Here is a 12837-nt window from a genome sequence, read left to right as displayed (position 1 = left end):
TAATTACCTTTTCCTGAAAATTGGAAGATTGGAATGAGCCTGTTCTGCCAGTGACAATGCGGTTATGTTTGATTCTTTCACGACTTGTGATGCATAGCTGAAAAGAGCTGTTTCAACGTCTGCAGGAAGCCATTTTCCCTCTTCTCTGCGCCCGGATTGCAGATATTGTGGGGGATGGGGACATGATATTCCATCGCCGTTCAGGGTTCCCGCGATATCGTTGAGAATCTGAATCCATGTACCGTATTCTCCGGGCCATTTTTCCTGAGATGGGGAAATCTGCCACCGTTTTCCCGAGAGAGAAACAGATAATTCCAGGAGTTGATAGTGACCCCCACATTGACTATCTCCCTTTCCGAAGACCCGGACAAGGCGAGTATCAATGGCCCCAAATATCTCGGGGACGGCGAAATGGAGTATTTTACTGCAATACGTGGGTCCAAATCCACGGACCTGACATCCAAGGATACACACAGCGTTTTCCGGCTCTTTTTTTAACCAAACGGCAGGCATGTGATTGTTATACAGTGTTATCCCGATAGGGTCCGGGCAGGAGATCTGTTTGGTATTGGGAAGGGATCCCCATAGTGCAATTTCAATCAGGTGAGTTTTATTGAGTGAATATTCCATCGCTGCCTGCGAGCACATCTCTTCCAGACGAAAGAGATCCGGGAATCCGTTTTCCCAGGTGTCCCCTTTCCACGTATATGACCGATAGAGATCAGGCATGTCGTGTTCCTGAAGAAATCTGCTTATAGTGGTGTGTTGGGATTGAGAGAGAGTCATGGGAGTGTCCTGATGGAACGTCGGGGAGTGGAGGGATAAAGGTGTTGGAGGATAAGAAGGAACTCGCTGTCCGTGAAGATGTTCGGTTTATTCTCACTCTCGGAAAAGATGTGGAACGATGGTTTGAGAGGATGGGGAATGATCTTCTTGCGGGTCAAAGCATTCACCTGTAATACCTCCCTCATCCGTCCCGTGCCAATATGGCATCCTGGCATCCGAAAGATGAGCGGGCACAGAAAGCTTTGGAAGAGAAGATATTTCCCCTCGTTTTGGAGTGTCAGGGTATTTTGTGATGGGATTATTTCATCGGTCTCCTTTTCGCTAAGATACAATGTTAAAATAAATTGCTAAAAAGTGTAATAATGAACCCAAATAAGAATCCCACGATGAATAGCATTATTCCAAATAACCAATTTTCAGCAAGGTTGAATACCTCAAATAATCCAACAATGCCAACAATAAAAGCAGTCAGTCCGAAAAAAGAACGAAATTTTGAGCCATTAAATCCGGGATCTAATTTTTCAACAGTATCAATTATGATATCCAGCACATTCCCCATTTGTGCAACCGGATCGGGATTTATTCCTGTTTTTATGGTGAATGCAGCGAAAAGGCCCGAAACCAATCCTTCCATAAAAATCCTGACCGGGGGTGATAAGGGTGTTAAGGACGATGAGGAAGGAGAAAATGGATTTTTGTATCTTCCTTTACCTTTCCGTGCCATGCGCAGTACAATACCCGAAAAATAATTTAGTTACGTTCAACAATCGCAATCTCCTCCTTAGTCAGCCCGTACAACTCATACACAAGCCTATTGATTTCAGCCTCATCAGCGGTCGTATCCTCTCCTAACTTTTTCTTTTCCAAAATGGTATCGACAAGTTCTATGAATGGGAGCTGATCTCTTTCCGATATTTTTGGAACAGGAAGCTCAAGAATGTAAACTTTTTTCCATCTGTTCGTTCCCATGCCTGATGTTGGGCATATCATACTGAAATAAAAATTAATCACTTTTGAATTCAACAAAGCGACGAGATATTTTATGCTCTCACCAGTCATCATAAAAGTAGTAGCTTCACAGTACATTCCACCATCATCATAAGTAAAACGACCATTATCAGCCAGTTCAATCCAAACAATCTTCTCTTTTTCAAATTCTTCTAAATATGAACAACTTCTTAAGTTTGTCCAGTGCACCCCCTGATCGTATCTATTTTCCACTCTACCACATGTATCAACATTGGTTTGATTAAGGTATGTCCAGATTACTGGATAATCTGTTTTTACATCTATATAGGGAATATCGTTAAATCCATTATGAGTATTTATTAAGTAGTTGCCAGCCCATTCTGTTTTATATTTATTAATATCTCGTCCCGTTATTATTGGTATGATTATTTCAGCACAATTTGGGTCTTTCTTAATTAATTCTGCTCGGCAATTATGATCAATAATGAATGCCTCATTAAAACCCGTTTTAATTCCATAATTTATCTTGATATTCCAATCTTTTAGGAACGTCCCACTACTATCAATCTTGTTTTTAAACCATTGTATCTCTTTATCTACAAGTGCCCATCCAGATTCCTTTAAGTCATCAAGTTTTATTTTATTCATATTTCTGCATAAGTAGTCTGAGAAATTATCTCCATTCAAAACACCCTTTACATTAGTATAGGGCATTTCATAATTTCCATCCTGTGCTATCCGGCTAAACATAAGAATATTTGTACTAACTGTTGCAGTCTCAAACATCTGATTGTTTTGAAAATCAACAAGAACAGTTGGTTTATTTTTTAATTTTATCAGATTACGTAAATTTTTACCATATGTGGTTCTCATCCAGCTATTGGACGTAATTAATGCGGTTTGTCCTCCCTCTCTTGATATCTCATATCCCCTCTCATAGAAGAGACAATAGAGATCACCTCTTCTTTTAAAGGTCTCATATCCCTCTTTTTCCAAGGCAACTTTATATTCCTCCTCCATACTTTGAATTTGAACATAAGGAGGATTTCCGATAACAATATCAAAACCACCCTTCTCAGAGAATACGTCACTGAAATACAGTCTCCACAGGAAAAATGGCTTGCTTCTCTTTTTTCGAAGTAGTTTTACCTCTTCTACTGCAGCTTCACCATGTCCCTCAGCCTTCAGGGAATCTTCAATAAACTTCCATTCAAGATTGTCTATCTGCTTTCGAAGTTTTTCCTTTCTCGATTTTATCGTCTCATTGAAGAATTCATCCTGAAGCTGCTTTAATTCACGAAGACGCTTTTTGTCCTCTGAAACGCCAAAATTGCCGCCATGAAGAACAGTTGCCTGATCTCCTGATGCTTTTTGTTCACGTTGTAATTTCTGCCGTTCTTTCTTCAGGGTGTTGATCTCAGTTTGATATTCGCTGGTATCTGTTCCAAAATCAGCCGCACTCATTTTTTCATACAGATCAGAAATTTGAGAATTTATTTCATCAATCTGCGTCCTGACAGCCTCGTTCTTTTCAATCAGCGAATCATCGAAGAGCTTTCTTCCATGAAAACTCTCAAGAAGTGAATCTCCGCACATAATCTTCTGTTCAAGATTTGGAAGAGGATCGATGTGGTCCTCATTCTCCTCATCTATTACCAGTGAGAGCCAGAACCTCAGTTTGGCAATATCAACTGCACCAGCATCAATATCAACTCCATAAAGGGAATTCTCAATAGCATCACGTTTGAGCTGGTATGGATTTGGATGCTCGCCTTTTATCAGTTCACCTAAGACAAGGCGGGCATTTACAATCTCAGAAAGCATCCCTACCGGAAATGCACCACTACCTACCGCTGGATCTACGACCCGGATATCTGACAGAAGTTTGTCCAGTTCTTCTGCGTGTTTAATGAGAGGAATTCTAAAACCAGGGATATCAATAATTACATTTCCCTGACGGACAAGAGCATCAAGAACATTCCGCTCAACAGTTGAATTATCATTAAGATAATTCACCAGGGATTCCTGACACATGTAATGTACAATCTCACGTGGGGTATAGAATGCACCATATCCCTTCCGGAGATTATCATCAAGGAGGTTTTCAAAGATCTTTCCCAGCATCTCAGGATCGACTGCAACCTCTTTTTCAAGTGGCTCATCCTCTTTTATCGTGAAGTTAAACTCATCGAATGTATCAAAGATGTTTCCAAAAATGGTATTATCAATGGTAATATCCGTTTTAACCCAGTCATAGCCACCGATCGGTTCAAAAAGACCACCATTTAAAAACGGAATGCGGCAGCCAAATTTTTCATAATAGTCATTATCCCGCTCGCTGACTGCAAATGCATTATAAAAAAGCGGCTCTAATGCATCATTGAAGAAATTGCCATAACTCCCAAACTCTCCATCAAAGACTGCACGAAGGAAATCTTTTCGTCCCGCTCCCCATTTTTCGTTTCGTGAAACACCAAGCCACCCCTTCTTTTGTAAAAAATAAATAAAAACAATCTGACCAAGTAGCTTCTTTGCAAATTCACCGGGGGTGATGCACTTTTCTTTAAATTCAGATTGTATCAGTTCATCTTGTGATTTTATTTCTTCTAGGGAAGCGAGAAGTTTCTCGAAAAGACCTCTGTACTCATCAAAGAATTCTTTGCTGACGTTCTCAATAGCAAAGGCATCTCGTATTGAATCCAGACTATAAACCATTGAATCTTCGACGACGAAATCAAGCAGATACTTTTTGCACGTGTGATTTGGTTCATTTTTGCCAACAAGGAATGATAATCTCTTAGCAGGAGTCAGTTCTTCAATATCACGGATTCTGCCATCACCCTTTCGAATTGTCTTGTATTCAAGTTCGACAAAAGAAAAACGCCAATCATCGCTATTGTCATAGAAGGCAATTAACGCACAGTTACTCCCTGATTTTTTTAGCCATTTTGCAATAATATCCCTTTGTTTCACCCGTGCTCGGATTTTGGAACTATCTCGTGCCAGTTTTACACTTAAAATATCAGCTTTTTTCCCGGAATTATCTGTATATCTTCCAAAATAGTCAACACTTTCAACAAAATCTTTTAATGAATTGTCAAGACCGATTCTTGCATTTTGGTTTAGTATTTTGATACTTCCACTTTTCATATTGAGAAGGTGAATAATAAATTCCTCATAATTTTCATGGGAATATGGTGCATTGAAAACCTTATCCAGCAGTTTTACAGCTCGGTCTTTATCCATTGTTGATCAACTCCATTGAAAGAATTACTTCCTTTTTGCCTCGTTTTGAAATTTTATCTGCCGAATATGTTTCTTTAAAAATTGCATCAGAGAGATTCATTTTTAGTGCCCCAATTATTCGATTTGAATTATCTTCATTCTGAATCTTTTGCCAGATGCGTTTCATCGTATTTTTGGGTATGGCCCCTCTCTCGATCAATTCATACACCTGCTGAAGATACTCCTCGTCCTCTTCCACAAGTGGGCCTTTATTCATCGCCCGCAAACGTCTCTCAAGTTTTGCTTCTGCCGTATTGCCTCCTGGGCGTCCTGAAGGAATAAAATCAATTTCAAAAACGGATTCAAAAGCTCGTTTATTCTCATCCAGTCTTTTGAAAAAAGACTCAGAGAGGGGATAGCGTTTTGTATTCTTCGGTGAACGTAAACGCCCTGCAACTTCAACAAAATCAACCTCTTCAGACAGTCCCTCTTTATTTAAATAGAATTTCCTCAAATCACTGCGCCTGAAAAAGGTGATAACACTATGTTCCTCCGTTTTTTTACAGGAACGTGCTTTTTTGGGAAGTCTCTTAATTTTTACAAAAAGCTCATTTTCCTCATCCCTGATTCTTCGAATCTCTTGGAGGTATTCAAGCTCTTTGTCATCCTCTTCTTCACCCACTATTGTTTTCTTTGAATTTAACTTCCTAAACAAAGATTCATGAGATTTGACCTCTTCATCCAAAAGCAGTGGGGCATCATCACCCAGCATCTCAATAAATGCCTCGATTTTTGCCTCAGCTGCAGATTCAAGACCTATTTCTTCTTCGATATTTCCCGTTGGGAAGAAATTATAGGTATAAATTGTATTGAATGGAAGGTCATTTGCAACACGGTTTATTCGACCTACTCTCTGCATCATGCGAACAGGATTCCAAGGGATATCATAATTTATTACCACATTTGAGCGGTTAAGATTCATACCCTCTGAAAGAACATCTGTTGTAACGAGAATCCGGAAATCATCTTTTTGATTTCGAACAGATGCATCAAAATTATTGATAATCTCATTTCTTGTAGTTGTTCCCCCGGAACCTGAGAAGTATCGGATTCCATCTTTGGAAAATGACTCCTCCTTAAGCTTCGACTCAAGGTATTTAGCAGTTTCCTTTGATTCAGTAAAAACCAGTATTTTGCTTCGTTTCAGATTTTTATCTGAATTAAGTAATTGTTTAAATCTTTCAAGTTTGGGATCAATCGTTATCTGATCCCATAATTCCTTAATTTCCTTGAGAACAGAGAGATCACTTTTCAAATCAACAATAAGAGAATCATCAAATTCGTCAGCGGCATATTTTTTAGCCCGGTCTTCTTCGATAAACCGGTCAATTATCTCAAAATTCCCTTTTTCAAGTAACTCGAAAATCTTCTGTGAATAATCGCGACTGACATAGACATATCCCTTCTCATATTCTTCGATAAATCGTTCATATGACTTAATAAACCGACCAAGAGACATTGTAAATGCATACTGGCTGCTCTCAAGGCGTTTTAAGAGGAGAACTTTCATGAATCTCCCCATATTTATCTGCCCCATACGCTCTCTTTGATCGATTTTCTTGAGATACAAAAGAGGGGTGTATCTGGTATAATTGAGTGATTCAGTGATAATCTTCAATGAATCATCAAATGCATTTTCCACATCATCATCAAAGGCATAATAAATTGGGCTAGGATCTCCGATTTTTGGGAATTTTAGGCCCTGAACTTTTAGATCATTCTTGTAATACTTCTCAATTACCGTGCGGGTTCTTCGAACCATCAGATAATCGAGAACATTTTTCCTGATATCCTCAGAATTTTCCTGTATTATTTTGATATATTCTGTCGAATTCTTTTTCCGATCAACCTTATCTAGGCGTCTTTGAAGTGTTCCGAAATAGGCATCAAGATCTCGTACTGCTGGATTGGGAAGAGTTGATTTGTGGCCATCCTGAAAGAGCTTTATCTGTGCTAAAATATCTTTTGGAGTGTTATTAAGAGGTGTAGCAGAAACAAGGATGACTCTTTTTCCTTTACATATTTGTGCTAGTTTTTCGTATCTCTGTGTTTCTTCATTTCTGAATGCATGTGACTCATCAATAATGACGTTTTTATAACGATCAATACCATTGGAAAGTATTGAATCAAGTTTTCCTATTGATTCAAAGTCACCCTGACGAACACCAAACTCGCCAAAGGCATTATTCCAAGAACCTGGATTATTTCTTTCAATCAGTCCCGGAGGTGCAACGACCAAAGTCCTTCCATCAAGTTCCCGTGCAAGTAGGGTTGCTGTATAGGTTTTTCCAAGACCAACAACATCGGCAATAAAAACGCCACCATATTCTTCTAATATCTGTTTTGAATCCTGGACAGCATCTTTCTGATATTTTAAGTCCATGAAATTATCTGGAGTATAGCCTTCTTCTAGTTCCATACCATCTAGTGATAGTCTTTCTTTGAAGTATTCATAGAGGAATTTTAAGTACAATTCATAGGGCTTAATCTCGTCATTTAACCACGTTTTTGAGTTAATTGTCTCAACATATTTCTCTGATACATCAACAGAATCTTCCCAAAGCCTGTTGAACATTGACAGAGCATATTTATGATCCCGGCTATCCTTGAGTTCCACATTAAACTCAAGATTCTTTTCTAAACCAGCCTCAGTAAAATTGCTTGAACCAGTAATTACACGACCTTTATCAACAGCCCCTTCTTTAAAGGTCATTATGTAAAGTTTTGCATGAATTTTCTCTGATGGATAAGCACGAACTTCCAGTTTTCCTGAACGTATCCATTCAATGAACTTTTTTGTGCCGGTTTCAACATTCTGATTATCAGGAGATTCATCAAATTCTTCCACAATTCTCTCTGAAAATTTTTCTTTTAATTCACCATCAGGTATATGGAAAATCTGCCGTTGTGATTCTTCTATTAATTTATATGTATGGGAATTTGTGCTGATTCCTATAAGTATGCGGATTTTTTCTGTATTTTCAAGAGATTTATACACCTTGTAAAAACCACTTGTGTAAAAATATCCTACAAGGCAATCAAAAAATGTAGAATTATTTATAAGCGTATTAAATCTATTATATAAACTTTGATCATTTTCATTAGTAATAAATGTAAGATCAGAAAACATTAGAACACTCCTAAATAAAATGTAATTTATTTTATAATATAGCTTATGTATTGATCCTTATTCTGTAAACATGGTTTGCTTAATCTCACTGCAAAAGCTAAGCAGAAAAATTCATGTGTTCAAAAGTATAAAATAAAAATATGAAAAATGTGGATATGAACCTTGAAGGTACCATTCTGACAATAAAAGTTGATATATCCAAAGATTTTGGGCCGTCAAAATCAGGAAAATCTATTTCAATTGCTTCAACAGAGGGAAACATCTCTATCCCGGATGCAGAGGAGATCAAGATTGGACTGAATGTGTATAAAATCAATAAATAATTTCAAAAAATTGGGAGGAACAGATAAATTCATATTTTCAAACCTTCTTTTTTCTCTGATTTTCACTGGTTCCTTACCATATTTATGTTGCATTTTTTGAATAATCTGTATTATTTTTGTTCTAAAGTCCAGTATCTCAGTAATATTACTCTAATAAATGCATCTTGAATTTGGGTTCACAATATTCTAATTGAGAAGGATCTGTTCATGATGGTGCTTGGTAAAGTATAGGTATCAACAGTATTTCTGGATGTGTGAGGCAGGTGTATCACCCCTTTATCTTGAACCGGAATAAATCAGAATACTATGAACCACTGGCTCGCCATCTCCAACCGTGATAACTCAGATGTCACCATCAGACAGCATATCTGGGGTGTAGCAGAGAGACACGTCAACCAGATTCACAAAGCAAAAATAGGTGACACTCTCCTCGTCTATGTCGGCCAGCAGGTAATCGACAAGGAGACAACACTTCCTCCTGCGATCACAGGATGCTTTGCAATAACATCTGAGGTCTATGAGGATACAAAGCGGGTCTTCACCGCACCACCCAAACTCGGCGATGAAGTATTCCCCCTACGAATAAAACTGAAGACAATTGAGATATTTGACCCGCCGGTTTCGTTCAAACCGCTGATACCGAAGTTGGCATTTATTAAGAACAAAACGCAGTGGTCCGGGCACATCAGAGGGCAGGCGATGCGGACGATACCGGAAGAAGATTTCAATTTAATTATGAGCACATTCGAAATGAGAAAATAAGTAGGAGACATTCCAATGCCACATAATATTAAATTATGGAATATTGCTCAAAACGGTGATCTTTCCGAAATAAATCAGTCAACGCTTGATTATGAGGAACGACTTGAAGATTGGATTGAGAAAGACATCTCTATTCTCTCTGATGAGTATTTGATCATTGGCCGGCAGGTTCCTACAGAGTTCAACACTTTCATAGATCTCCTATGCTTAGATCGGAATGGTGACATTGTTATAATCGAATTAAAACGCAATAAAACTCCGCGGGACACTGTAGCGCAAGTGCTTGATTATGCCTCATGGGTACAGGATCTTTCGAGGGATGCTATCATATCGATGGCAAATGATTACATGAATGAGAAAGATTCCCTGGAATCAGCATTCAGAAAAAAGTTTGAAGAAGAACTGCCTGATGCACTGAATATGTCACATACTATGCTTGTTGTCGCATCCAAAATTGATGAGAGCACAGAACGTATTGTAAAATACCTTTCTGACACACATGGCATTGGTATAAATGTTGTAGAATTTCAGTATTTTCAGTTAAATAATTCAAATGAATACGTTTCACGGGTTTTTCTCATTGATCCAGAGACGGCATCATCAAATATGGAACGGAATAAAACTTTAAAGCGAAAACGAAAACTGAGCATGGATGAGCTTGAGGAAATGGCAGATCAAAAGGGGCTGCGGGAGATTTACGATTCTCTTATTGAAGGTCTTTTACCATTTTTCGATAAGTCACGCACAACTCGATCCTCTATTGCTTTCGTTGGAAAGAAAGTCATTGGGGATGGAAAAAATGTGATTTTCAGTCTAATTCCTTCTTCCAGTACTGAAATGAGTGGTTTGGTTTTTCAGGTTTATCTTAAAAGACTAGCTATACTTTGCAACTGCGATAAAGAACATATTGAACAAATTCTTCCTGAAAACCGTAAAGATTGGGCATATAATAACTCAGTTGATGAAATGTGGACCGGATTTGAAGGTGCTTTCCAATCAAAAGAGGAAGTAAACAGGTTTGTTGATGGTCTACAAAGATTAAAAAATCTGTAACCTCTCTTGACTCTGTTTTTCATTAATAAAATTTATCCGCGGGTGAGGCAGGATATTACCGTATCATTCTCGCCTATGATTCCAATGAAGGTGGGCATGCCTATACCAAATTGAAGGTAGCTTCGAGCAAACAGGGTATACAGAATGTTGCGAATTATATTTGCAAGCGATATCATTGCAGCTCAATAGCGTACCACACAGATCACACCAGTGATGGTAAGCCTCTCTACTGGTTGAATTTAGATTGGCAGTCGCAGCACCCTGGCGGTAAATTCTGGGAAAATGATGGAGAAACATTGATTGTTTATCCAAATGGATATGTAAAAAAATATAATTAGTTTCGGTTTGGATAGGAAGCAGGTAAAGGCATAAGTAATGCATAAATAGCTTCAAAAAACGGCCCGCCACCCGGAAATAACCATCCCCACAGACGCCCACAGCGGCACTATCTCACCCGGAGACATGCTGCACATCCTCTCAAAACATCTGTTCATCAGGCCTGGTTAATACTCTGCAATGAATCGTCATTCCCGTAAATAAACGATATTATAATCGCCTTTTCTCCCGTTCAAAACGGTGCACAAAAAACGCCCGTTTTCCCCTCCATTTTCTCAATTATGGCGCTCGTGATGGCAAACATGAATAATTATGAGTTTTTATTATGAATACCGCAGGGCGTGTGAAACCCCCGTACGATATTTCGGGAACTCGCTGTGTTCACCCAGGTTGTGAATTATTTTCATCCACTCCGAAAAACAGCGGAGACCCATATCCTTTCACATTCCCCACGTAGGTCTCCGGGTTTCGCAATCTGATCATACATGAACGGTCAATAAATTACCACACCATACTATCAGAAAAATGGGGGGTGGAAACAAATCTCTTGGTTTTTTATTGGTGAAGTGCATAATTCCATTATTAATTGTGCCAATTTTCGCATTATTATTGTTATTATTAAAATGGTGATTTAATTGATTCCTGTCTCTGAATATATCAAAAAACATCAGTTAGTGTCTTATTTCTTTCTGGCGTTTCTCATTACTTGGGCAATATTTTTCATACCGCTCTTCATGCCCATAGATGACCCGGTGAATTGCATACTGTTGATGGGCATAGGCGGTTCAGGCCCTGCATTCGCCGCGATAATCCTGTCCAGAGTATTAAATCCCACAATAGTGAAAACCGACACCCGAAAATATTTGGCGGTCTTCCTGAGTGCAGCAGTGGTAACCGCAGCTCTGATCATCATGTACCTTGGAATACACCCCGCCTCGTTCTCTCTCACCTTGCTCCTTCTGGTTGTCATCAACGCCGCTATTGCAGCCTACATAATAAGTGGAGGCCTTTGTGGACGTGAAGAGATCCGAAATATGTTGGGCAGACTGTATATCTGGAAAACCGGCTGGAGATGGTATGCAATGGCCGTTGTTTTCATTCCGGCCGTAATGATATTCTCCTTAGTGGCCTGCACACTATATGCCGGACTATCCCTCAATGAAATCATTCCCCAATTGTCCCTGGGTGTTGCATCCTCGGTCATCATCACCTTAGGGTATGTAACCCTGCTTCGCGGGCCGTTGCGGGAAGAGATTGGGTGGAGAGGTTTTGCACTCCCGCGTCTGCAGTATCTCTATTCACCTCTGGTCGGGACACTTATCCTGGGAATACTATGGACAGTCTGGCACCTGCCGCTTCACCTCAATGGAATATACCCCGGAGGAATGGACGGGTTCGTAGAGAGATTTTACTTCAATATCGGAGTTACATTCCTTTTTACATGGATCTACAATCATTCCAGAGGCAGTCTCCTGATGACCACCCTATTCCACACATCCATAAATACCACCTCCACAGTGCTTTTTATCCCCGGTGTAATAGGAGTACCATACTCCATCCTGTTCTATATTCTGATAAACATTTCAGCCATTGCCGTAATTGTAAAAGACAGGATGTGGCGAAAGCTCCCCGAAGACCATGAAGGAGTGTATGCATACTAAAACCCGGTCGTTTGCAAAAAAATTGACGTTTTTTGTTGATGTTCCTGGAAATTCAGGTGGTATCAGTGGGTATGGTGACACCTGTTGATGCCACGGTTGAATGAATCAGTATTGTGATTCCGGAGTATTACTATTTCCCATCTGAAGACGGTGAGATGGTATATTCCTTAACCGCAGTACTTCGCTCAGTTTCCTCCAAAAAGAGAAAAATCAAAACCCGCTGCACCACCCTCTAAATTTCAAACAGATAACTTTAACACAGGAATTTCTGTGACGGCCCTCAACACTTTTCTGATACCTTCCCGGACCCGCATCCGGAACGGATCAAATCTGGACAAATCCTCTTCGACAGTTCTTGGCCCTCGCTTCACCGGAGAAAAACAGATTCACTGCAACACGACCCGGATATTCATGAGTCTCCATCTGCATAACCGGGTACGGGAACTCTTGTGAGGAGGTTTTGCATTGCCTGATCATTGCGATTGGAGTCATTTTGCAATACCTTCGTATGGTATCATTCCCCGGTATCTCC

General features: G+C 39.5%; 9 protein-coding genes. 5 read left to right on the top strand and 4 right to left on the bottom strand.

Features of this window, described 5'->3' with window-relative positions:
* Window positions 1-3: 3 nt before the first annotated feature.
* On the bottom strand, window positions 4-729 hold the full coding sequence (locus L0665_RS00890; RefSeq protein WP_274923847.1) for a hypothetical protein: 726 nt from the start codon (window positions 727-729) through the stop codon (window positions 4-6).
* A 101-nt stretch (window positions 730-830) separates the two neighbouring features.
* Between L0665_RS00890 and L0665_RS00885 the strand changes: the two genes are divergently transcribed.
* Window positions 831-959, top strand: a complete 129-nt coding sequence (locus L0665_RS00885; protein ID WP_274923846.1) for a hypothetical protein — start codon at window positions 831-833, stop codon at window positions 957-959.
* A 161-nt stretch (window positions 960-1120) separates the two neighbouring features.
* On the opposite strand, the gene L0665_RS00880 is transcribed toward L0665_RS00885, so the two are convergent.
* The 3 genes from L0665_RS00880 to L0665_RS00870 are packed head-to-tail and all read right to left on the bottom strand — an operon-like array spanning window position 1121 to window position 8170.
* Window positions 1121-1510 carry a hypothetical protein gene (locus L0665_RS00880; RefSeq protein WP_274923845.1) on the bottom strand — a complete coding sequence of 130 codons (390 nt, stop codon included), beginning with the start codon at window positions 1508-1510 and terminating at the stop codon, window positions 1121-1123.
* Window positions 1511-1536: 26 nt separating this feature from the next.
* Window positions 1537-5001 carry an Eco57I restriction-modification methylase domain-containing protein gene (locus L0665_RS00875; protein ID WP_274923844.1) on the bottom strand — a complete coding sequence of 1155 codons (3465 nt, stop codon included), beginning with the start codon at window positions 4999-5001 and terminating at the stop codon, window positions 1537-1539.
* A complete protein-coding gene (locus L0665_RS00870; protein ID WP_274923843.1) occupies window positions 4994-8170 on the bottom strand; it encodes a helicase-related protein in 3177 nt (1058 codons plus the stop codon). Before L0665_RS00870 ends, L0665_RS00875 begins: the two co-directional genes overlap by 8 nt.
* 140 nt (window positions 8171-8310) lie before the next feature.
* Here L0665_RS00870 and L0665_RS00865 point away from each other — a divergent pair, with 140 nt between their 5' ends.
* The 4 genes from L0665_RS00865 to L0665_RS00850 all read left to right on the top strand — a co-directional run bounded on the left by L0665_RS00865 (window position 8311) and on the right by L0665_RS00850 (window position 12305).
* Window positions 8311-8493, top strand: coding sequence for a hypothetical protein (locus tag L0665_RS00865; protein ID WP_274923842.1), 183 nt, complete (start codon window positions 8311-8313; stop codon window positions 8491-8493).
* A gap of 306 nt (window positions 8494-8799) precedes the next feature.
* A complete protein-coding gene (locus L0665_RS00860) occupies window positions 8800-9255 on the top strand; it encodes an EVE domain-containing protein (protein ID WP_274923841.1) in 456 nt (151 codons plus the stop codon).
* Window positions 9256-9270: 15 nt separating this feature from the next.
* Window positions 9271-10308 carry an endonuclease NucS domain-containing protein gene (locus L0665_RS00855; RefSeq protein WP_274923840.1) on the top strand — a complete coding sequence of 346 codons (1038 nt, stop codon included), beginning with the start codon at window positions 9271-9273 and terminating at the stop codon, window positions 10306-10308.
* A gap of 1070 nt (window positions 10309-11378) precedes the next feature.
* The gene (locus L0665_RS00850) at window positions 11379-12305 is read left to right on the top strand and encodes a CPBP family intramembrane glutamic endopeptidase (RefSeq protein WP_274923839.1); all 927 of its coding nucleotides are present in this window, start codon (window positions 11379-11381) and stop codon (window positions 12303-12305) included.
* The last annotated feature ends 532 nt before the right edge of the window (window positions 12306-12837 follow it).

This window comes from Methanogenium marinum (assembly GCF_028912405.1).
GTDB classification, from domain to species: Archaea; Halobacteriota; Methanomicrobia; order Methanomicrobiales; family Methanomicrobiaceae; genus Methanogenium; species Methanogenium marinum.
This window is presented reverse-complemented; position numbering and strand designations above follow the sequence as displayed.